This is a genomic window from Microbispora sp. H10949 (assembly GCF_014161435.1).
In the GTDB taxonomy this organism is placed as follows: Bacteria; Actinomycetota; Actinomycetes; order Streptosporangiales; family Streptosporangiaceae; genus Microbispora; species Microbispora triticiradicis.
In genome coordinates, this window is record NZ_JABBWZ010000004.1 from 150,452 (window position 1) to 172,156 (window position 21,705).

A 21,705-nucleotide genomic window follows, 5' to 3' on the forward strand; every position below is an offset into this window, starting at 1 on the left:
GTGGACGGAGAGGACGGAGACGGATGACCCGTCACGGAGCCCTGATCCTGGCGGCCGTGCCACCCCTCGGCGCGTGCGCCGCCCCGGCGATCGACGCGGTCCCGCACAGACCCGCCACCGGTCCGGCACAGGCGGCCGTGGAACCAGGCGACGGCTCATTGGATCTCGTCACCTGCGCGGGGCGACGCGCCAGACGGTGTCGCCCGCGTCGTCGGCGACCAGGAGGCCTCCCGCCTTGTCGAGGGCGACTCCGACGGGGCGTCCATAGGTCGTGCTGTCGCCGGGGTCGGGCTTGAAGCCGGTGAGGAAGTCCCGCGGCCTGCCGCTGGGCATGCCATGGGCGAACGGCACGTAGACGACCTTGTATCCGACGGGGTCGCCGCGGTTCCAGGACCCGTGCTCACCGATGAAAGCGCCGCCCCGGTAGGCCGGGGGAAACGCGGTCCCCGTGGAGAAGGCGAGCCCCAGGGGGGCGGTATGGGCACCCAGTGAGTAGTCCGGTCGCGACGCCCTGGCGACCAGGTCCGGGCGTGCGGGCGTGACCCGGTCGTCGACGTGGTGACCCCAGTAGCTCCACGGCCAGCCGTAGAAGTCGCCGTCGCGGACTCTCGTCAGGTAGTCGGGGGATACATCGTCGCCGAGCACGTCGCGTTCGTTGACGACCGCCCAGAGTGTTCCGGTGGCCGGTTCGAGGCCGAGACCGTTGGGGTTCCTGATCCCGGACGCGTAGACGCGTGCGCCGCCTCCGCCGGGATCGACCTGGAGCACGGCGGCGCGGCCGCGCTCGGCCTCCAGGCCGTGTTCGCCCGCGTTGCTCCCCGACCCGACCGTGACGTAGAGCTTGGAGCCGTCTGCGGCGGCGAACAGGTTGCGGGTCCAGTGGTTGTTGTATCCGCCGGCCGGCAGATCGAGGATCTTCTCTCCCGGAGCGGTGATCCGGGTGTCGCCGAGCCTGTACGGGAAGCGCCACACGCCGTCGGTGTTGGCGACGTAGAACATGGCCTCGGTGCCCGGCGGAGCATCCGGTTCGACCGCGTACGGCGGCGCCGCCCTCAGCAGGGCCATGCCGAACGGCTGGTTGAGGTGGTCGAGGAACGTGCCGCGGAAATCGGCGACGCCGTCGCCGTCGGTGTCCCGCAGCAAGGTGATCCGGTTCGCGCTCCGTTCCCGCGTCGCGCCGTCGTTGCGGCGCAACCAGGACAGCACGCCCATCACGATCGACTCGGCGGGCTTCGGCGAGGTGGCGGATTCGGCGACGAGCACGTCGCCGCCGGGAAGCAGGTAGAGCCAGCGAGGGTGATCCAGCCCGCCCGCGAACCGGGTGACGGTGAAACCCTCGGGCGCGGTGGGCGTCACGCCGGCGGGCCAGCCCACGACGTCGGGCGCCTCGACCTTCGGGATGGGGAACGTGTCCGGCTCCTCGAGCCGGGGATCCGCCCCGAGGCGCGCCTCCGTCTGAGGCGGGCCGCCCCGTCGGACGGCGGCGAAGACCCCCGCCGTCGCGAGGACGGCGAGCAGGACCAGCGCGAGGAGGGCGCGGACCGCGATCCGCGCCAACCGGCGGCGCCTCACCTCCGGGGACATCTCGCACCTCCCGGCGACGGCGAGGACGAACGGCCCGGCGGCCGGCGAAGTGGCTGACCCGGAGGATCCGCGTGTTCCACGGCATGACCTTTCGACGGCGGTCTCACGACGACTCCCACCGTGGTGGATCAGCGGGGTGCGCGGACTCCGTCCATGGGCGCGTCATGGTGGCCGCCCGGCCCGGCCGGTCTCGCCTGCTGGGTCAGCCGGACGGGCCACCTGGCGGAGTCGTACCGGCCGTTCGGAGGAGCCGGGCCCGGCATGCCGGCGGAAGCGTCCGAGATCAGCGCGCGCCGGGGCTCAGCGGGTGGCGGAGTCAGCGGGCGGCGGCGTCGACGGCCTGGGCGGACAGCACGTGGTCGAGGACCATCAGGGCGCAGCCGGTGATCCCGGCGCCCGGCCCGAGGCGGCCGCGCTCGATGCGCAGGCTGCGGGTGGCGAGCTGGGTGGAACGCCGGTAGACGATCTCGCGTACGCCCGACACCAGCGGCTGGAACATCTCGGCGACGTCGCCGCCGAGGACCACGACGGCGGGGTTGAGCAGGTTGACCGCACCGGAGATGACCTCGCCCAGCCAGCGGCCCGCCTGCCGTACGACGGCCATGGTCTCGGCGTCGCCGGCCCGCACCAGGGCGGTCACGTCGGCGAGGGACGCGACGTCGCGGCCCTTGGCGCGCAGGTCGCGCAGGATCGCGGTGCCGCTGGCCACCGAGTCGACACAGTCGAGGTTGCCGCAGCGGCACAGCACGCCGCCGCCGTCCCGCACCGGGATGTGCCCGATCTCTCCGGCCGCGCCGAGCGCGCCCCGCAGGATGCCGCCGCCGGAGATCACTCCCGCGCCGATCCGGGTGGAGACCTTGACGAACAACAGGTCGTCGAGCTCGGCGGCGTAGACGCTCCGGTGCTCGCCCATCGCGATGACGTTCACGTCGTTGTCGACGAGCACGGGCACGCCGAACCGCTCGGCGATGACGGGCGGGATCACCACGCCGGTCCAGCTCGCCATGACGCGGGCGCTTTCGACCCGTCCCGCCGCGAACTCCACGGTGGCCGGGACGCCGAGGCCGATGCCGGCCACGTCGCCGCGGCCGTCCAGCAGCTTCTCCCAGGTGTCCATGAGCAGGGGGAGCACGACGCCGGGGCCCTCCTCGACGTCGATGTCGATGTCGGTGCGGTGCAGCACCTCCCCCGCGAGGTCGCAGATCGCGATCTGGGTGCGGCGGGCGCCGAGCGAGGCCACCGGGATGACTCCCCCGCCGGCGTGGAACCGCAGCCGCATGGGCGGGCGGCCGCCGGTGGACGGCCCTTCGGCGTCCTCCACGATCAGCCCGCGCTGGAGCAGGTCGGAGACGCGGTGCGCGACGGCCGGCCGGGACAGGCCGGTCACGCGGCCGATGTCGGCGCGCGTCACCGCCTCCCCGCTGCGGATGAGCTGGAGGACTTCACCAGGAGTGGCTAAACGTGACATCAAGCAGAAGTGAAGCACACGCGCTCACCGAAGTTCAATGACTTATTCATTTCGAGTTACAAAACTAGGCTTGATAACTGGCATAACTACCCGATACTGTCCCTCCTGTGCCGGATCGACGCCTTCGCCCGGTCAGCGGACGTGGCGTCGGGCCGGGCACGAGATCGACCTCGCCGGCGCCAGGGGGCTCCGGCGGAAGCAGGACCCGCCGCAGCGGCCGCGCCCGGCACGAGGAGGACCTTCCGTGACTGACCCCGTGGTTTCCCCCGTGGTTTCCGAGGTCACCGACCGCGTCGTCACGCGCAGCCGCGACACCCGCCGGGCCTACCTGGAGCGGGTGCGTCGCGCCGGGGCCGAACTGCGCGAGCGGGGGCCGGCCCGGGGGCGGCTCGCCTGCGCCAACCTGGCCCACGGCTTCGCCGCCGCCCCGGCCGAGGACAAGCTCGACCTGCGGGGCGCGGCCAAGCCCGGCGTGGCCATCGTGACGTCGTACAACGACATGCTGTCGGCGCACCAGCCGTACGAGACGTACCCGCCGGAGCTCAAGCGGGCGGTCCGCGAGGCGGGCGGCGTGGCGCAGGTGGCGGGTGGCGTGCCCGCGATGTGCGACGGCGTGACCCAGGGCCGCGCCGGCATGGAGCTGTCCCTCTACAGCCGCGACCTGATCGCCATGGCGACCGCGATCGCGCTGTCGCACGACATGTTCGACGCGGCCCTGCTGCTCGGGGTCTGCGACAAGATCGTCCCGGGTCTGCTCGTCGGCGCGTTACGCTTCGGCCATCTGCCCGCGGTGTTCGTGCCCGCCGGGCCGATGACCTCCGGCCTGCCCAACAAGGTCAAGGCCCGGGCCCGGCAGGCCTTCGCCGAGGGCAAGATCGGCCGTGGCGAGATGCTCGACGCCGAGGCCGCCTCCTACCACTCCCCCGGCACCTGCACCTTCTACGGCACCGCCAACTCCAACCAGCTCCTGATGGAGGTCATGGGGCTCCACCTGCCGGGCGCGACGTTCGTCAACCCGCACACCGAGCTGCGGCAGGCGCTGACCCGGGCGGCGGCGCGGCGGGCCGTGGAGATCACCCCGCACGGCGCGGAGTACACCCCGCTCGGCGAGGTCGTGGACGAGAAGGCGATCGTCAACGCGGTCGTCGCGCTGCTCGCCTCGGGCGGCTCCACCAACCACACGATGCACCTGGTCACGATGGCGGCCGCCGCCGGGATCACCCTGACCTGGGATGACATGGCCGCCCTGTCCAAGGTCGTGCCGCTGATCACCCGGATGTACCCCAACGGCCAGGCGGACGTGAACCACTTCCACGCCGCGGGCGGCATGGCGGTGTTCATCGGCGACCTGCTGGACGCCGGGCTCCTCCACGCCGACGTGCTGACCGTGGCCGGGCGCGGCCTCGGCCACTACCGCACGGCTCCCGCCCTGAAGGAGGGCGTGCTGGTGTGGGAGGAGCGGACCGAGCCCAGCACCGACCCCGACGTCCTGCGGCCGGTCGCCGAGCCGTTCTCCCCCGACGGGGGCATCCACATGCTGTCGGGCAACCTGGGCCGCGCGGTGAGCAAGGTCTCCGCCGTCAAGCCCGAGCACCTGGTCATCGAGGCCCCGGCCCTGGTGTTCGACGACCAGCTCGACCTGCTCGCCGCGTTCGACCGGGGCGAGCTGAACGGGCGGGACTTCGTCGCGGTCGTCCGCTACCAGGGTCCCCGCGCCAACGGCATGCCGGAGCTGCACAAGCTCACGCCGCCGCTGGCCGTGCTGCTCGACCGCGGCCAGAAGGTCGCGATCGTGACCGACGGCCGCATGTCCGGCGCCTCGGGGAAGGTCCCCGCGGCGATCCACCTCTCCCCCGAGGCCGCCGACGGCGGGCCGATCGCGCTGCTGCGCGACGGCGACGTGATCCGCCTCGACTCCACCGCCGGGACGCTCACCGTGCTCGCCGACCTCACCGGACGCACGCCCGAGGGCGCGCCCCTGACCGACGAGCAGTGGACCGGCACCGGCCGCGACCTGTTCGCCTCCTTCCGCCGTACGGTCGGTCCCGCCGAGCGCGGCGCGAGCGTCTTCGGGGGCACCGCGTGAGCCTGCCCTGGCTGGTCGCCGACGTGGGCGGCACCAACGCCCGGTTCGGTTTGGTGACCCGGCGCGGAGGGCAGCCGGAGGCGGTAACCGTACTCGACGTTTCCCAGCATCTCGGCCTTGCCGATGCCGTAGCCGCCTATCTCGCAGACCATGCGGGCGGAGTTCGGCCGGGGGCCGCGTGCCTGGCGATCGCCGGTCCGGTCGACAGGGACCGGTACCGGCTGACGAACGCGGGATGGTCGGGTTCCGTGAACGACCTGGGCATCCCGCGTACGGTGCTCCTCAACGACTTCGAGGCCCTCGCGATCTCGCTGCCCCACCTCGCGGGCGATGATCTCGTGTCGCTCGGCGGCCCCCCGCCGTCGCCCGGCCTGACGAAGGCCGTGCTGGGCCCGGGCACCGGGCTCGGGGTGGCGGGGCTGGTCCCCGTACGGGAGGGCTGGCTGCCCGTGGCCGGCGAAGGCGGGCACGTCGCGGTCCCGGTCGTGACGGACCTGGAGATGGAGATCGTGCGGGCGCTGCGCGCCGACGGCCTGCCGTACGTGGACGCCGAGCACCTGCTGTCGGGCACCGGGCTGCCGCGCCTGCACCGCGGCCTCGCGCTCGTACGCGGCGTCGCGCCGGACGCGCGGACGGCTCCCCAGGAGACGGCCCGGGAGACGCCCCGGACGGCGGGTACCCTGACGACGGGAGCCCGGGCGACGGCGGCCGGGGCCGCGGCGCCCGGGTTGACGGCGGCGCAGATCACCTCGTCGGACGACCCGCTGTGCGTCGAGACCGTGGAGGTCTTCCTCGCGCTGCTCGGCGGGTTCGCCGGCGGCGTGGCCCTGACGTTCGGCGCGCGGGGCGGGGTCTACCTGGGCGGCGGCGTGCTGCCCCGGCTGGCCGCGCGCATCCCGGGCAGCGCGTTCCGGGCCCGGTTCGAGACGACCGCTCCGGCGCTGACGGACTACGCCGCCGCGATCCCGACCTCGCTGATCGTCGCCGAGCAGCCGGCGCTGACGGGTGCGGCCGCCTGGCTCGCCCAACGATTCCCCGAAGTGGAGCTGTGATGAGCAACCTTCTCGACCTCGCGCCGGTCGTCCCGGTGGTCGTCCTCGACGACGCGGAGAGCGCCGTCCCCCTCGCCCGGGCGCTGGTGGCGGGCGGCCTGCCGGTGATCGAGGTGACGCTGCGCACCCCGGCCGCCCTCGACGCGATCCGTCGGATCGCCGCCGAGGTGCCGGAGGCCGTGATCGGTGCGGGCACCGTACGGTCGCCGGAGGACGTGGAGTCCGCGGTCGCGGCGGGTTCCCGGTTTCTCGTCTCCCCCGGCACCACCCCCGGGCTGCTCGCGGCCATGCTCGCCTCGGGCGTGCCGTTCCTGCCGGGCGTGGCCACGGCCACCGAGGCGATGACGCTGGCCGAGCGCGGCGTGCGTGAGCTGAAGTTCTTCCCGGCGGAGCCGGCCGGCGGCGTCTCCTACCTCAAGGCGCTGAGCGGCCCGCTGCCCGACGTCCGGTTCTGCCCCACCGGCGGGATCACCCCCGCGAGCGCGCTGTCCTATCTGGCCCTGTCCAACGTGGGGTGCGTGGGCGGAAGCTGGCTGACACCGCGTAGCCTGGTGTCCGCAGGCGACTTCGCGAGGATCGAGAAGCTCGCCGCCGAGGCCGCGGCGCTGCGTCCCTGAGCCCTTTTCGCCCGCACGGAATCCCCCGACCGGCCCTCCGGGCCGCGCCGGGACCCCGAGCGGGCCCCGGGGCCCGGGGCCTTCCCGCGCCCGACCGCACAAGCTCGCCGGCCGAGCCACCCTCCCTCGGTGACGCCGGTGGCCATGCTCGTGGACCGTGACCCGGCCACACGTTCATGGACTCCGGGCCCGTGCGCCGCTCACCCGCGGCGTGCGGGCCCTCTCCGTTCAAGGCCGGGCCGCGGTCATGACGAGGCCGGTGTCACCGTCCCAGAGGTCAGCGCCGCCTGCACGATGCGGATCGCCTCGCCCGTGTCGATGCCCACGCTGGCGATCACGGCCGCGTAGTCGGCGGCGGCCCGGCGGGCCCGCTCCAGGCCGTCCTCGCCGGCGGCCGACACGAACGAACCCGCCCGCCCGCGCGTTTCGATCAGTCCTGCCTCCTCCAGCTCCCGGTACGCCCGGCCGACCGTGTTCACGGCCAGGCCAAGGTTGGCCGCGAGCTGGCGGATGGTCGGAAGGCGGGTGCCCACGGCAAGCGTGCGATCCTGAATCTGCCGGGCGAGCTGGGCCCGCAGCTGCTCGAACGGCGGCACCGGCGAGGCCGCATCGATGACGATCATCGGACGCTCGTCACCCGCCGGGCCACCGTCGCGCTCGACGGCGTCCTGACACGGAGCGCGACGCACACGACCATGCCCACGATCACGTTGGCGACCGCAGCGGCGCTCCACCAGCCGGGCGCGGTGCCGAACAGCAGCACCATGGGCAGCGACCACTGCACGCTCGGCGTGGTGAGATCGCGGGCGTCCTCGACGCGCATGATGACGTCGGCGGTCAGCGACTCCTCGTCCTCCGCCACGACCGGGCGCCGCAGCAGGTGGCGCAGTTGCACGGCGGTGATGGCTGTCACGCCGAGCAGGCCGATCAGCAGGACGACGGCCAGCTGCCGCACGGTGGGGTCGGGAACGGCCAGGGCGCTCCAGGCCAGCACCATCGCACCGGCGAACGTGGCGACCGCGAAGACGGCGTACGGCAGGCCGAGCACGGCCCGCCAGCTGGGCTGGATCGGATGGGCGGCCCTGCGGGACAGCGTCGCGCCCGCCCGCTGATCGACGCGTCGCACCCACCAGTCGAGCAGCGACTGTGCGAGCAGCAGCACGGCCACCAGCGCGGTCAGGACCAGCAGCGGCAGCGGTCGATACGGCTGGAAGCCGCCGAAGGCGGAACTGGCGAGCCGGTCGTAGGCCGCGGCGAGCGCGCTCGCGATGATCAGCACGGCCAGGATGAGGTGAGCTGCGAGGCGGGCGCGGCTCCGGACCGCCAGCCGGCTGGCCAGCAGCGGGGTCGGGCGGGCACCGGACAGGCCGTGCCGGGCCAGCCATGCGTCCGCCAATCGCAGGTCGGTCGCAGGCGCCGACGGGCTGGTGTCCGATAACGGTTCATGGGCCACGACTCCTCCTTTGTCGCAAGGTTTGTAGCAATATCATGAGACATGCCTTGAGACAAAGTCAACGCCCCGTGACCCTCGCCGGGACGTCGCCGGCTTGAGGTCCCGTGCGGCGAGCGTTCCACGCCGCCTACGCGCGTGCTCACCGTGTTCACTCACGAGGGCACCGGCCGGTGCGTCTCCTGTCGAGGGGGGCCTGGCTCGTATCCGAGGGCGCTCGACGCCTACTGTTCACCTTCGGAGGCGCAACCGGGGGCCCGTGATCGCCGTCTCCTTGGTGTGGACGGTTATCGCATCCTCTTGGCCCTCGTGCTGGCGGCCGGCGTCGGCCTCGCTCCGGTCTCTTCGGCCGCCGCCGATCCGGCGCCGGGGTGGCAGGTGAGCCTGCGCGGCGGGTCCGGCTCGATCGTCGACGACCTCGCCGCCACCGGCCCCGCCGACGCGTGGGCCGTGGGCGCGCGCAGGACCGGGACGCTGGACCCGAGGAACGGCTCCTACTTCACGGCTCCCCTGATCAAGCACTGGAACGGGCGCAGGTGGGCGACGGCCGCGAACCCCGCGGGGCCCACGGGGTTCCCGCTCCGAGAGGTCACGCTGGTCGAGGCCTCATCCCCGGTCAACGTGTGGGCCGCCGGCACGGCCGTCGCCCCGGGGACAGGCGACGTCTCGGCCGCCACCCGGTCGGTGCTGTCGCGCTGGGACGGCAGCCGATGGCGGCTCATGGGCTCGGGCCGCACTTCGATCACCGACCTGGAGGTCCTCGACGCGACGCACACGTGGATCCTGGGCCGTGACGACCGCACAGGGAAGGGGTTCTTCAAGCGCTTCCACAGCGGCCGCTGGACGAGCCTGCCCTTCCCCGCCACTCTGAAGGGCATCAGCGTCCGGTCGCCGGGCGACATCTGGGGCTTCGGGCCCTCGTCCGTAATGCGCTGGAACGGTCTGGCCTGGAGCAGGGTGCGACTGCCCGTGACAGCCGTGCCCGCCGCCCCCACCCCGGCGTACGGGCCCGTGAAGCTCCGGCTCGACGCGCTGGTCACCTCGGGAGCGAAGGACGTCTGGGTCGCCGCGGGGTTCCAGCAGGGTGACTGGTCCCAGCCCGGAGCCGTCCTGCTCCACTGGGACGGCGCGAAATGGCACCAGATCCGCCTGCCCGGCGACGTCATCCGAGACCTCGCCCCCGACGGTCGGGGCGGTGTGCTCGCGGCCTCGTACCGGCAGTCGATCACGGCGACGCCTGACGGGCAGGATCCCTATGCCTACACCACCTTGTCCGTCGACTCCTTGCGCCACACCGGCCGGAAGCTGATCCGCCAGACCGTGACTCCCGTGTCGAGCGGATTCGAGTGGTCGGACCTCGTCGCCGTCCCGGGTACCGGTTCGGCGCTGGCCGCGGGTTTCAACCGGCGACCTCCCCAGGGCCACGTCGTCTTCCGCTACGACGGCTAGAGCCTTCAGGCTAGGCTCGTCCCCTCACGGGCGAAGTTCGGTTCCGCCGCTTCCAGGCGCGGTACCGAGATGCCCAGCCGTCGTGCTTCGGCCAGGGTGGCCCGGCAGACCTCACGCGGTTCCTCGGCCTCGGGGTCGGAGTGCGCCGCGAAACTCACGCGCAAGAGCGCGACATGAGCGGTCAGCCAGGCGAGCGCGGGGGCCGTCAGCCAGGTGGGCGCACGGAACAGCAGCACACCGCCCCGGTGACGGCGCAGGTCGACGCCTCGCGCCTCGAGGAGCGGCAGAAGCTCGCGGCCGGCCAGCAGCGCCTCGCGCAGGTCGCCCGTCGCCCCGGCCAGCTTTGACAGGGAACCCAGCCGCAGGCCCTGCGAGAACAAGCCGGCGTCCGACGCGAAATGGACCCACAGCCAGCCGCGGAAGTCAGGCCGCTCCTTGAGCCGGAGCCCGGCCTCGCGAAACGCCTGGCGCACGGCCCGCTCACGGTCGGTCGGGGGCCGGCCGAGAGTGCCGAAGACGACCGACGGCAGCAGCGCCCCACGGAGCACGCCGTCCGCGCCGAAACCGCCACCGGCCTGCGGAAAGCCCCAGGCGATCCGGTCGACGGGGAGAGCGCCGATCGCGGCCGGCGGCTCGGTCCAGAGGTTGCCGAAGACCAGCACCGTGGCCTGGCCGACACGCGGGGACAGGAAGGCCGTCGCCTCCGGGAGGCGGTGGTGCGGCACGCTGAGCACGATCAGGTCGAAGTCGTGGTCCGGCTCCAGCGCCTCGCGGCAGCGCACCGGCCACCTCTCGACGACGCGCCGCCCCCACACCCGGCGCCGCATATCGATCAGGTCGAGGTCCACCGCGTCTCCGTACGTCGCCGCGCGGCCCGGCCGGACGTAGAACTCGACGTCATGTCCCGCCTGTTGCAGGGCCCAACCATAGACGGTGGCGATCACGCCTCGGCCGAACATCAGGATCTTCACGCTGCACCTCGTGGGGTACGATCGATTCGGAGACAATCTCCACTTGCAAAATATGGAGACCATCTCCACTTGTCAACGCGAGGTAGCCCATGACCGCCGGCAAGCCACTGCGGGCCGACGCCCAACGCAACCGCGATGTCCTGATCGCCAAGGCACGAGAGATCTTCGACGCCGGCGAGTTCTTCGACCTGCGCTTCGACGACTTCGCACGCCTGGCCGGGGTGGGCACCGGCACGTTGTACCGCCACTTCCCCACCCGGGAGGCGCTGGCCGAGGCGGTCTACCACGGGGAAGTCGCCGCGCTGTGCGACCGCGCCCGCCGACTACAGGACACGCTGCCCGCGGCGGAGGCTCTGGCGACCTTCCTGCGCGGCATGGTCGACCACATAGGTGCCCACAAGGGCCTGGCCCGGACGCTGGCCACGCTCATGGCCGATCGCTCGGGTGCCCTCGCCGAGGGCAGCCTGGCGCTGGAGCAGGCTGTCACCGGCCTGGTGGCCGCCGCCGTGCGGGACGGCGCCGTTCGCGACGACGTGGATGCCGGTGCCGTGATGATGGCGCTGCACGGCATCGGTGCGGCCCATGACCGCCCCGCTTGGCGGGCCGAGGCCGACGATGTCATCACCCTCGTGCTGGACGGGCTGCGCCGCCCGCTGTGACAAGGTGCGACACGAGGTCGCATGCCGCGAGCGAAGGGTCCGGTCAGTGGTACGGCGGCGCCGGCATGCGACGCTCGCGCCCTGGGGCGCCGGCGTACGAGCAGGGTCGCCTACAACAGGTGCGCGACCATCTCGGCGGACTCCTTTGGGGAAGCGATCCGCACACCGAGGGACTCGGCCTTCGCCCGCTTGGACCCCGCGTTGTCTCCTGCGACGACCAGCGAGGTCTTCGCCGAGACGCTGGAGGACGCCCGGCCTCCGGCCCGCTCGATGAGCTCGTTCATCTGGTTGCGGGACAGTGCCGCCAGCTGCCCGCTCATCGCGCCCGTGACCACGACCGTCATCCCGGTCAGCGGCAGAGCGCCCGGCTCGTCCTCACCCGACGCCGGGGTGGTCGTGCCGCCCTGGTCACCGGCGGGCGCCGCCGCATCGGGCTCGGCCATGTTCACCCCGGCCCGGACGAGCTTGTCGATGAGGTCGCTCAGGCTCCTGGCGGTTCTACTACGCGCCGTGGGCCAACGCGACCACCGCGTTCCCAGGCATCGCGATCAAAGTCGGCTGACCGTACGCACCTCCGGGCCCGGCACGGGGCTCGCGCGGGGCGGGGCCGGCGCGTTTCGCCGGCCCCGCCCCCGCCGCACTCGTACGCTGACGACGACAGGCGGGCAGGACGGCCCGCCCGGGAAGGAGCGCGGGGACATGGACCTGTATGAGCGGCGGGGCCGCCTGCCGGACGAAGCCGCGGCGCTTTCCCGGGCCGGTGAAGCGCCGCGGGCCGCGCGGCGCGGCGCGAAGGCAGCCCGCAGGATCGCAGTCGTCCTGCTCGGGACCCTGGCCCTCGGTGCTGTCACGGCGGTGGCCTGCGCGTCGACGGGCCCCGCCGCCGCGGGTGACGTCCCGTCCGCCTCCGGTGCGCCGCACCCCGGTCAGGTGGAGCTCGCGAGGCTGGCCGACCGCATCGACGCGGCCCTGCGGCGCGACTTCCCCCGTCAGTATGCCGGGGTCGCCCTGGCGCCCACGGGAGGCGGCCTGATCGTCTACCGGCGCCCGTCGCCCGCCCTCGACGCGGCGCTGCGCGCCCGTTTCCCGAAAGCGCCGATCAAGACGCGCTACGCGCCCCATGCGGCGCGGGAGCTGGACGCACTGGCCGCGCGGGTGCGCCGCGACATCGCCTACTGGGGCCGGCGCGGGGTGCCCATCACGTCGGTGACCGCGCGTCACGACGGCACCGCCGTGGAGGTCGGCACCACTTCCGTGGCCCGCGCCTCGGCGCAGCTGCGGCGGCGGTACGGCTCGGCCCCGCTCCGGTTCGTCGAGGCCAGGCCGTCGCTGATCCCGGACGGCGCGCACTGACGCCTGTCCGGGTTGTCGGGAACCAGACCTCGATAGGCGTCGGGAGGATGCGGGTGACGTGCGGGTGGTCCGCCGCAGGTCGCTACCGCCAGGCGGCGGCTTGGCACAGGGGGACTCAGTCGCAGAGCAGGGCGACGATCGCGTCGGTCGTGGCGGGGTGACGGGCGAGCAGCTCCCGCACCTCGGCGCCTCCCAGCTCCGGGCCGTCGACGTCGGGCCATTCGGCTGGGCAAACGAGCAGGGCCGCCACGGCGTCGCACGCCTGCGGGTGCCGGGCCAGCAGCGCGGCGACCGGCCCGCTCAGTACGGCGGCCGGGCGGGCCCGCCCGGCCGGTACGGCCGGCCGTTCCCACGGCGGCGTCCACCCGTCCAGCTCGGCGAGGTTACCGGGGAAGGTGCGGCCCGCCTCCCGGACGAGCACCGGCACCAGCTCCTGCGCGTGCCTGCGCAGCGTCGTGATCAGCGTCGGCAGCCACGGCAGCAGAACGGAGTCGGGTAGCCGCGCGAACGCCTTGGACAGCGCCTCCACCACGAACGGCGCGAGGGCCGGGACCGGTTCGAGCGCCTGGACGAACCCGCTCAGGTAGAGCGGGAAGGCGGGAACGACGAGCGGGTTGGCCAGCAGTTCATCACACCTGGCGCGCAACTCGTCCCGCGGCAGCAGGCCCAGCTGAGTCTTGGCCGCCCAGAGCAGGGCCACTTTGGCGGGGGCCTCCGGGTGTGACTGCCGTATGGCGAGTTCGAGCTGGGCCCGGTCGCAGCCCAGCGCCAGCGCGAGGCTCTCCAGCGTGAACAGGAAGCCGAGCATGGCACCGACCTGCCGTAGGCCGGTGTCGTCGTCCGCGAAGGCGGTGGGCAGCAGCGTGCAGTAGTGCGCGTATCCGGCCGTGACGAACGCCTCGCACCAAGTCGGCAGTTCCGGTTGCGTGGCCCGGAAGTGGGCCAGCAGCCGCCGGATCCGGCGCAGCACCTCGGGCGCGTCGTCGACCGTGCGCTCTGCGGCCAGCAACTCGACCGCGCGGTTACCGAGCTCGTCGGCGAACCGGCGGCTGCCGAGGTAGAGGATGGCGTCCTCCACGGCCGCGAGTGCGTCTCCGGCGGTGGCACGGGGCTCCCAGACCTTGCGGCGTAGCCGCTGCTCCAGCACCTGCTCGACAGTGACGCCCTCGTAGCCCAGCTCGATGATCGACCGCTGGTGCCGGCCGATCGCCAGATCCCAGCTTTCCTGAATCGGCCGCTCGCCGAGCCGCCTGGCCCCCATGATCGGCCGTACCGCGTCGTCGGGCAGCAGGTAGCGCAGCTTCCACAGCACGTCCGAGCACGGCTCCAGCTCCGGGTCCGCCTTCAGGTCGAGCAGCACCCGCTGCTGGGTACGCCGGCTCAGGTCCAGCCCTAGCGGCTCCAGCCGGTCGTACACGTCGCGGGCGAGCGGAGGCAGCGCCTCGTAGCCGACCACGCCGATCCGGTCACCGCCCAGCAGGATCTCGCACAGGCGGCGGACGTCCCGGCGGCCCGGCACGGCGTCCTTCTCGATGCAGGTCACCGCCGCGTCCGCGAAGTCGTACGGCGCGGGCCTGGCCCGGCCACGCAGGCCGGCGAGCAAGATCGACGTCTCGAACACGGCGATGGCGTCGGCCGTGCTGGCCAGATAGCCGTTGCGTCGGGCCAGCCGCACGATGTCGACGCACCACCCACGCAGCTCGTCCTCGTCCAGGTCGTCCAGCACGGGCGGGGTGGCCAGGAACCCGGCGAGCCGGTCGCGGGCCGGCCCGGCGACGTCGGGCGGCGCGGCCTTGACCGCCTTGGCGCGGGCGCGCCTGTCCTGCTGCCCCTTCAGCCGGTACGGCGTGGCACCGGCCCGCCGGATCGCCTTGGCCCAGGTGGCGGCGGCGATCGACACCGATCCCTGGGCCAGGCCGAACTGGGCCTCGATCGCCGAGTGGCTGGATGGGATGAGCCCGTACAGCCAGCGGGTGCCGGTGCGCGGCGTGATCGTGTAGGGGGCCGCGTCGGACGTCAGACCGAACTCGGTGATTTCGCTGACGGCGTGGAAGGCCCCGCATACGTACAGGCAGTCGGCCGGGTCGGCTCCGGAGATGGTGAGATGCTCGCGGATCCGCGTCCACATGTAGCGTTCGCGTTCCTCGTCGATCGCCAGCCGGTCGTCCTGCGCGGGGCGCAGCCGCCGGAACAGGCTGCCGATCAACGCCATAGCCTGCCGGTAGGTGTCGTAGTCCGCACCGGTCAGCGGCTGCTCGACGTACTGGTCCCACCATTCCGACCAGTGCCGGACCTTGCCGTGATGCAGCAGGTGGGCCTCCAACTCGGCGAAGCGGGGGCGCAGGTCGCCGATCTCGACGCCGACGGAGTCCCCGTGCAGCGCCGCTTCTTCACCGTGCTCGTCGAGGTCCTCCGGTTCGCTCCCGGCGTCGTTCCCGGACGTGGCCGGGCCGTCCGAGGCGCCGGGCTCCCACTGGAATACGTGGTCCACCGAGCGATCGACCAGCACCAGCTCCACGTCCGGAGTGTCGAGCGCGTACGCGATCGCCTGGTATTCGGCGGACGCCTCGGTGACCGGCGCCACGACGCTGAGCGGTCCAGAGCCGGCCGGGAAGCCGTCGAGCTGAGTGGCGAACGCCTGTAGCGCCACGGGCAGCCGGCAGTTGCGCAGTTCCTCCAGCAGCGGGCGCAGGTCCTCGCACAGCTCCAGGTAGACGACCTTGGGCCGCTTGTCCCGCAGCCGCAGAGCCATCGCCAGCGCGGAGGCCGGCGAGTGGTGACACACCGGGAAAATCTCGAGGTCCTCCCGCAGCATCCGGTCGACGTCGTCGACCATGCCGGTCAGGATGCCCGACAGGGCGCCCGCGCCGCCGGAGAACGTCTCGGCGGCGGCGAGGAGTTGCCCGCGCAGGGCGTCGAACGTACTCATGACAGCGTGGAGATGGTCTGACGGCCGCCCTCGAGGAAGCTCGTCCACTCGCCGCCGTCCTTCTTGCTGCGTGGTTCGACCACACCGTGCCAGTACTTGTTGAGGATCGCCAGGTCCTCCGGTGCCCGCCGGGCCAGCGAGCCCACCAGGGAGCCGCCCAGAGTCTCGGCACGCAGCGTGCGGTCACCGAAGAAGTGACTGTGCAGGATGGCGTCCTCCAGCACGCCGATCTGCTCGGCGGTGGACAGAGCCGACTCCAGCTTCTCGTCCTCACTGGTGGCCGACGCGGCGGCTGCGCGCAGGTCGGCGAAGCTCTGCAGCAGGATGTCCAGCAGCGTGGGCGGGACGTCCAGCTCGATCCGGTGCCGGCGCAGCAGCTCCGTCGTACGGAAGCGGACGATCTCCGCCTCGCTGGTCTTGCTGGTCACCACCGGGATGCGGACGAAGTTGAACCGCCGCTTCAGCGCCGAGGAAAGGTCGTTCACCCCGCGGTCCCGGCTGTTGGCCGTGGCGATGATCGAGAACCCGGGCCTGGCGAACACGGTGTTGTCGGTGTCCAGCTCGGGGATGGAGACGTACTTCTCGGACAGGATCGAGATCAGCGCGTCCTGCACGTCGCTGGTTGAGCGGGTCAGCTCCTCGAACCGGCCGATCACGCCCTGTTCCATCGCCGTCATGATCGGCGAGGGGATCATCGACTCCCGCGACTGGCCCTTTGCGATCACCATCGAGACGTTCCAGGAATACTTGATGTGGTCCTCGGTGGTGCCCGCCGTACCCTGCACGACCAGGGTGGAGTTGCGGCAGATCGCGGCGGCGAGCAGCTCGGCCAGCCAGCTCTTGCCGGTCCCGGGGTCACCGATCAGCAGCAGGCCGCGGTCGGAGGCGAGTGTGACGATGCTGCGCTCGACGAAGCTGCGGTCGCCGAACCACTTCTGCGGAATCTCCCTGTCCAGGCCGTCGGAACGCTCGGAGCCGAGCACGAACAGCCGGACCATCCGCGGGCTGAGCCGCCAGGAGAACGGCTTGGGGCCGTCGTCGATCGACTCCAGCCAGTCGAGCTCCTCGGCGTACTTCACCTCGGCAGGCGCACGGAGCATCTCATTGGTCATCAAAGTCTCCTTAGGCGAGGAAGTTCTTCAGTTCGAGCACGAGTTTGCGGATGTGGCCGGAGATGACGGGCGTGCCAAGATCCTTGAGCTTCTGCCGGAACCACGGGTTCACGCTCTGCTGGCCGCCACTGCTCACCGAGCCCACCGGAATGAGCCGTACGCCGGATCGGTGCAGCGCCTCCATTCCGGCGTAGACGCCGTCGCAGTTCCATTCGTAGAAGTCCGAGATCCACACGACCACCGTGTTACGGGGGTCGGTGACCTTCGGGTGGGCGACGGCCAGGGCGGCCGTGCCGTCGGTGCCGCCGCCGAGCTGGGTGCGCAGCAGCACCTCGAACGGATCGTGCACCCACGGGGTGAGGTCAAGCGCCCGCGTGTCGTACGCGATCAGGTGAACGTCGACCTTGGGTAGCCCGGCGAAGATAGACGCGAGAATCGTGCAGTTGACCATCGCGTCGACCATGGAGCCGGACTGGTCGACGACCACGATCATGCGGGCCGGAGTGGTACGCCGCGCGGTGCGCCGGTAGTACAGCCGGTCGACGTAGAGCCGCCGATCCTCGGGGTTGTAGTTGGTGAGGTTCTTCCAGATCGTCCGTTCGAGGTCGAGGTTGCGGAACACCCGTTTGGGCGGCACCGAGCGGTCGATCTCTCCCACGCTGGCCTTCTCGACCTGTGTGCGCAGGACCTGGGCGACCTCGTCGACGAATCTGCGGATCAACGCCTTGGCGTTGGCCAGAGCCACGCCGGACAGGTTCGACTTGTCTCGCAGGAGCTGCTCGACGAGTGACATGCTCGGTGTGAGCCGCCTGGCCAGGGCCGGGTCGGCCAGAACCTCGCGCAGCTGCATCCGGCGGACGAGGTCGCCCTCCAGGTCGGCCAGTGCGCGGGCCAGCTCGGGGTCGAGCCCGTCGCCCGCCCCAAATCCCGCCCCGGGTCCGCCACCAGCTCCCGCCCCGGACCCCGACCCGGCCCCGAATCCGGGGCCCGCTCCGGACGCGGCGCCGGCCCCCGCGCCAGGTCCCGCCGCGGAGCCCGTCCCTTGCCCGGTCCCCGTGCCTGGTCCCTGTCCGCCGCACATGGCCTGCTTGAACCAGGCGGCGTCCTGCTGCCAGGTCGCGAGCTGCGTGGCGGTGACGTCGCCCGTACCGGTGGCGAAGACGTTGAGCAGCAGCTTCGAGATCAGCGCGGCACTGCGCACCTCGTCACCGGGGGCGTCCTCCCCCGGCGCGAGCAGGTTCTGGAACTCGGCGGCCAGCTCCGGAAATCGCTGCACCAGCGATTCGATCGAGACGGAGGGATCGAGCACCGCGGCGGGCAGCCCGAGATCCCCGGCGATCGCCATGCTCGCCGTCTCCAACGCCGGCTGTTCCTCGGGGGCGAAGAGGCGCGCGAGCAACCGCCAGTACAGCACCTGACGCCGGTTCCGGTCCGTCGTGCCGCCGTCGATCACGGCACGGCCGTTCGTGGTGCCGCCTTCGGCCACGATCTGCTGAGAAGCGCGGTCACCGGTCATGACACCTCCACTCGCCGCGCGGTCGTCGCCCGGCGCCTCGATGCCCGCTATGTCCCGCTCACCCGGGTTCCGCACGGGAAGATCGTCGTCGGTAGGATTGTGGTCGTTCATTGCCGCAGCAACCGTCCGGCCCGCTCGCGCAGCACGGCGACCGCGTCTCCCGACCTGGCCTCGGCCTTGACCACCTTGGGGTCGGTCGGGCCCTGCGCCCAGTCGCCGGTGCCCACGGCGACGATCTCCCGTTTGACCTTCGCCTGAACGGCCAGCGGCTGGAGCAGCCAGCGCCCGCCGTCCCAGCGGACCAGGCCGACGCACGCGGAGGAGCCCGCGACCAGCTTCGGGGCGAGCGGGCCGCAGCCGGGCAGCCGGGCGGTATCCACCGCGAGCACTGATCCGCCCAGGTCGAACGAGCCGTCGCCGGTCACCTCGTAGCCCTCGATCAGCACAGGTTCGGCGATGCGTACCGGGACCCGCTCCAGCGGCGGCGCCGCGGGGGCGAGCACCCCGGCGAGGTGCAGCCGCGCGGTGGTGAACGGGTCGGCCGGCTTGCCCAGGGACGCCCGGTCGTCGTGCCAGATCACGTCGCCGCCGTCGAGCAGGGGCAGGTCCGTGACCTCCAGGGACAGGTGGCCGGCCAGGGCGGCCAGCAGGACCTTGTGATCGTGTGCCAGTTTCCACAGCGCGGGCCCGACGATGGTGTCGACCTTGGCCGCCGTGACACTCGTGCGCACCAGCCGGGCCTGACCACCGTCCGCGGGTTCCAGCACGGCGTGGACCTGGAACTGGACCGCGGTTCCGTGCTCGTGCACGTCGACGCCGAGGATCAGCAGCCGGCCGGACACCGTGGCCACGGCCCGGGGCTCGCCGGGCAGGACGCCGTCCTGAGCCAGCAGCAGGGCGCGGGTCCACAGGTCGGCCCAGCGCCTCACCGGCAGATGCTCCATCGTGCCGATGGGGCAGGAGGCGCGCAGCTCGGCGGCGAAACCGTCCAAGAGCACGGCGAGCCTGCGCAGTCCCGGCACGACCGTCAGCCCTTCGGTGATCCGGTCGACGGCGGAGACAAGGTCGTGGTCGACGCCGCGCCAGCCGGTGATGGCCAGTTCGCGCAGCCAGGATCGGGCTCCACCGAGCAGGTTGGCGGCTGTGTCCTGCTCGGACCGCGGCGCCGGGTACCAGGGCGCACGCTCGCGTCCGAGCGCCGCGTCGAGATCGGCGAGCAGGGCGTCGTGGACGGCTCCGAAGAGCGCGGCCCGGCCGCCCGCGAGCGCGGTCAGGTGCTCCTCGGTGATCAAGCCCGAGGCGACCTTGGCCGCCGCCTCCGCCAGCCGGTCGCCGATCGGGGTCGCGCTGAACGCCCCGGCCAGGGCGGCCGGCGCCTCGGCCCGCTCCTCGGAGAGCCGGGCGAGGCCGTGCACCAGGGCGTCGTCGAACCCGTCGACCAGGGCGAGCGCCTCCCTCGTGCCCTCCGGGTCGCCGTCGAGCAGCCCGGCCAGTTGTACGGCGAGCATCAGCGCACCGCCCCCTCGGACGGAAACCAGTGCATCTCGGGGATCGGCAGGGTGGTCGCCGGCACCTCCAGATAGGCCAGGTGGCGCAGGAAGCGGCTGAACACCATGGCGGCGGGGGCGGGCTCGTGCCCACCACTCAGACAAGCGATCAGGTCGGCGCCCTCCGGAACCTCTACCCGCAGGTACGTGGCCACGCGATCGAGGCCGTACTGCAGCACGGCCTCGGCTGTGAGGGCCTGCAGGTGTTTGCACGGCGAGCCGTACAGGCCGCCGCAGGGGCGGTTGTTGTTGGTGCTGCAGTTGTAGTTGTGGGTGCCCGCGGCGATGGAGGAGACGTAGACCCGGCTGATGTCCGAGCCGCTCGACACCACGCCCTGCAGCCGGCCGTCCGCCAGCTCGACGAAGGGGACCTTCGCCAGCTTGCGGGGCTGGACCGGCGGTATCACACGCAGCCTGCTGCGGTGCGCCCACACGGCTTCGCCGTCGGGGGAACGGTCATTCATGATCCGGAAGGTACTGGCCGGTCCCGACAAAACCGGTACGCCCTCACCCGGCCTGCGAAAAGACACATGCCGGGCTCGGATGGATACCGTGGCCGACCGATGGCACCTGTGGCGATGCGTGCGGAGTTGCCGCTCGATCGCATCGTTGGTCATGCAGGTCGCTGCGGCGGCCGCAGAAGAGCCGGCGGGAGTTCTGATTGGTGGCGACGGTCACGTTGCTGCGCTGGTCGAGAAGTGTTGCCGGTATCGCTCTGGGGTGGTGGTCAGGTGCCGGGCACCGGAGGGCGGGTGCCACGGCGCTCACCCTCTGGCCCGTGCCCCTCCAGCAAACGAAAAGGGCAAAGGGCAAATGCATGGTCCGTGTAGCTCGGTACGGTCTGTTCGGCGGAAGGAACCTGCGATGAGGCCGCACAAGCTCGCAGCACCCTTGCGCGGCTGGTGGTGCGTAAGGGTCGCTGCGATCGCACTCGGCCTCACAGTCATGGCCTGTGGCGGGGAAACTCCTGGCGGCACCCACCCGGCAACATCCTCAGCCCCCCGTGTGTGGCCAAGTAGCCTGTCGCTTCATCCGCAGATCCCCAAGACTCCGCCGCCCGCCAGCGTGACGTTGCCGACGGGTAGCCGCGGCGACCTCGTGCGACGGGCGCTGTTACGCCGATTCCGCGACGCGAAGACCATGCAGCAACTGCCTCCGGAGGCCGCGCCGTTCACCTCCGGGCGGATCGCCACCATCGGGGAGACCCAGGTAGGTGCCCCGCCCGTGAATCAACGTGAGTGCCGTCAGTGGACGCAGGGCATCTGGAGCGTCACCGACTCGCTCCATGAGGGGCTCGACGGCATTCTTGGCGGTGCTTTCCTGGTCGACACGACGAAAGGCGCATTCGGAGGGCCGATCCTGAGCGAGGCGATCGTGTACGCCTCCGACTCCACCCTGCGCCACCTGTCCGCCGATCCACCTGCGGAATGCCACACCCTGCGACTCAGTGACGGACGAACCACATGGACCGCGCGATATCAGCGCACCGCGTTGTCCCATCCGCCGAGTGAACGGGCCGTGGCCTACCGCCTGGTGGACGAGTCAGGGTCCAATCCGACTACGTGGGTCGCCCTTGCTCGTCTCAGTGCTTACCTCATCGAGGTCCGCCTCGTCGTGCTCCCGCTGTCTGACGATCTGGCCAACCAGCAGGTTGTGCTTGAGGACGCCATTCGTCAGGCCCACGCTCTGGCCGTAAAGACACTTTGATGGGTACAGCAGGTGCGCCCAGGTCTGTCCAGTGCACGGGTTCTGTCCCGTGATGGCGCTACGTGATCACCTGCCAGTCCAAGGCGTGCCGAAGATCAACTATCTGTGGATGTGATGTTTCCGGGCCGCGAGCGACGGATCCGGTCAGTGGTACGGCGGCGCCGACATGCGACAACCGTACGGTGTCCCAGCCCGAGCCCCGGGG

General features: G+C 72.0%; 18 protein-coding genes. 7 read left to right on the forward strand and 11 right to left on the reverse strand.

All coding sequences use genetic code 11. From position 1 onward, the window contains the following. Positions 1–168: 168 nt before the first annotated feature. Positions 169–1,584: a PQQ-dependent sugar dehydrogenase gene (locus HHX40_RS11140; protein ID WP_182880497.1), complete on the reverse strand. Its 1,416-nt coding sequence runs from the start codon at positions 1,582–1,584 to the stop codon at positions 169–171. A 316-nt stretch (positions 1,585–1,900) separates the two neighbouring features. Further along, positions 1,901–3,052: an ROK family transcriptional regulator gene (locus HHX40_RS11145; protein ID WP_182880498.1), complete on the reverse strand. Its 1,152-nt coding sequence runs from the start codon at positions 3,050–3,052 to the stop codon at positions 1,901–1,903. A gap of 244 nt (positions 3,053–3,296) precedes the next feature. Here HHX40_RS11145 and edd point away from each other — a divergent pair, with 244 nt between their 5' ends. From edd to eda, 3 genes are read left to right on the forward strand one after another with little or no spacing between them, the layout of a single operon-like run. Beyond that, positions 3,297–5,138, forward strand: coding sequence for a phosphogluconate dehydratase (gene edd, locus HHX40_RS11150; protein ID WP_310738034.1), 1,842 nt, complete (start codon positions 3,297–3,299; stop codon positions 5,136–5,138). Continuing rightward, a complete protein-coding gene (locus HHX40_RS11155; RefSeq protein ID WP_182880500.1) occupies positions 5,135–6,190 on the forward strand; it encodes a glucokinase in 1,056 nt (351 codons plus the stop codon). The genes edd and HHX40_RS11155 overlap by 4 nt, the downstream gene beginning before the upstream one ends. Beyond that, positions 6,190–6,807, forward strand: coding sequence for a bifunctional 4-hydroxy-2-oxoglutarate aldolase/2-dehydro-3-deoxy-phosphogluconate aldolase (gene eda, locus HHX40_RS11160; RefSeq protein ID WP_111697242.1), 618 nt, complete (start codon positions 6,190–6,192; stop codon positions 6,805–6,807). The genes HHX40_RS11155 and eda overlap by 1 nt, the downstream gene beginning before the upstream one ends. Positions 6,808–7,052: 245 nt before the next feature. On the opposite strand, the gene HHX40_RS11165 is transcribed toward eda, so the two are convergent. Next, on the reverse strand, positions 7,053–7,430 hold the full coding sequence (locus HHX40_RS11165; RefSeq protein WP_111697243.1) for a GntR family transcriptional regulator: 378 nt from the start codon (positions 7,428–7,430) through the stop codon (positions 7,053–7,055). Next, entirely contained in the window at positions 7,427–8,260 is an 834-nt protein-coding gene (locus HHX40_RS11170; RefSeq protein WP_310738035.1) for a hypothetical protein, read from the reverse strand. The genes HHX40_RS11165 and HHX40_RS11170 overlap by 4 nt, the downstream gene beginning before the upstream one ends. 297 nt (positions 8,261–8,557) lie before the next feature. On the opposite strand from HHX40_RS11170, the gene HHX40_RS11175 reads away from it, so the two are divergent. Then, complete coding sequence (locus HHX40_RS11175; RefSeq protein ID WP_182880501.1) at positions 8,558–9,706, forward strand: hypothetical protein; 1,149 nt, start codon at positions 8,558–8,560, stop codon at positions 9,704–9,706. Positions 9,707–9,711: 5 nt separating this feature from the next. Here the strand turns inward: HHX40_RS11175 and HHX40_RS11180 are convergent, their stop codons facing one another. Beyond that, the gene (locus tag HHX40_RS11180) at positions 9,712–10,677 is read right to left on the reverse strand and encodes a ketopantoate reductase family protein (RefSeq protein ID WP_182880502.1); all 966 of its coding nucleotides are present in this window, start codon (positions 10,675–10,677) and stop codon (positions 9,712–9,714) included. 89 nt (positions 10,678–10,766) lie between these two features. On the opposite strand from HHX40_RS11180, the gene HHX40_RS11185 reads away from it, so the two are divergent. Continuing rightward, positions 10,767–11,336: a TetR/AcrR family transcriptional regulator gene (locus HHX40_RS11185; RefSeq protein WP_182880503.1), complete on the forward strand. Its 570-nt coding sequence runs from the start codon at positions 10,767–10,769 to the stop codon at positions 11,334–11,336. A 110-nt stretch (positions 11,337–11,446) separates the two neighbouring features. On the opposite strand, the gene HHX40_RS36500 is transcribed toward HHX40_RS11185, so the two are convergent. After that, a complete protein-coding gene (locus HHX40_RS36500; RefSeq protein WP_182880504.1) occupies positions 11,447–11,779 on the reverse strand; it encodes a BRCT domain-containing protein in 333 nt (110 codons plus the stop codon). A 256-nt stretch (positions 11,780–12,035) separates the two neighbouring features. Between HHX40_RS36500 and HHX40_RS11195 the strand changes: the two genes are divergently transcribed. Further along, entirely contained in the window at positions 12,036–12,689 is a 654-nt protein-coding gene (locus HHX40_RS11195; RefSeq protein ID WP_182880505.1) for a hypothetical protein, read from the forward strand. 115 nt (positions 12,690–12,804) lie between these two features. Here HHX40_RS11195 and HHX40_RS11200 read toward each other — a convergent pair whose 3' ends face one another. The 5 genes from HHX40_RS11200 to HHX40_RS11220 all read right to left on the reverse strand — a co-directional run bounded on the left by HHX40_RS11200 (position 12,805) and on the right by HHX40_RS11220 (position 20,257). Beyond that, positions 12,805–15,618: a DUF5682 family protein gene (locus tag HHX40_RS11200; RefSeq protein ID WP_182880506.1), complete on the reverse strand. Its 2,814-nt coding sequence runs from the start codon at positions 15,616–15,618 to the stop codon at positions 12,805–12,807. Beyond that, positions 15,615–16,730 (reverse strand): ATP-binding protein, encoded by a 1,116-nt coding sequence (locus HHX40_RS11205; protein ID WP_111697253.1) that lies wholly within the window; start codon positions 16,728–16,730, stop codon positions 15,615–15,617. The genes HHX40_RS11200 and HHX40_RS11205 overlap by 4 nt, the downstream gene beginning before the upstream one ends. A 10-nt stretch (positions 16,731–16,740) precedes the next feature. Next, a complete protein-coding gene (locus HHX40_RS11210) occupies positions 16,741–18,075 on the reverse strand; it encodes a VWA domain-containing protein (RefSeq protein ID WP_396787854.1) in 1,335 nt (444 codons plus the stop codon). 278 nt (positions 18,076–18,353) lie between these two features. Then, positions 18,354–19,754 (reverse strand): hypothetical protein, encoded by a 1,401-nt coding sequence (locus HHX40_RS11215; RefSeq protein WP_182880507.1) that lies wholly within the window; start codon positions 19,752–19,754, stop codon positions 18,354–18,356. Then, positions 19,754–20,257, reverse strand: a complete 504-nt coding sequence (locus HHX40_RS11220; protein WP_182880508.1) for a hypothetical protein — start codon at positions 20,255–20,257, stop codon at positions 19,754–19,756. The genes HHX40_RS11215 and HHX40_RS11220 overlap by 1 nt, the downstream gene beginning before the upstream one ends. Before the next feature lie 601 nt (positions 20,258–20,858). Between HHX40_RS11220 and HHX40_RS11225 the strand changes: the two genes are divergently transcribed. Further along, complete coding sequence (locus tag HHX40_RS11225) at positions 20,859–21,500, forward strand: hypothetical protein (RefSeq protein ID WP_182880509.1); 642 nt, start codon at positions 20,859–20,861, stop codon at positions 21,498–21,500. Positions 21,501–21,705 lie beyond the last annotated feature (205 nt).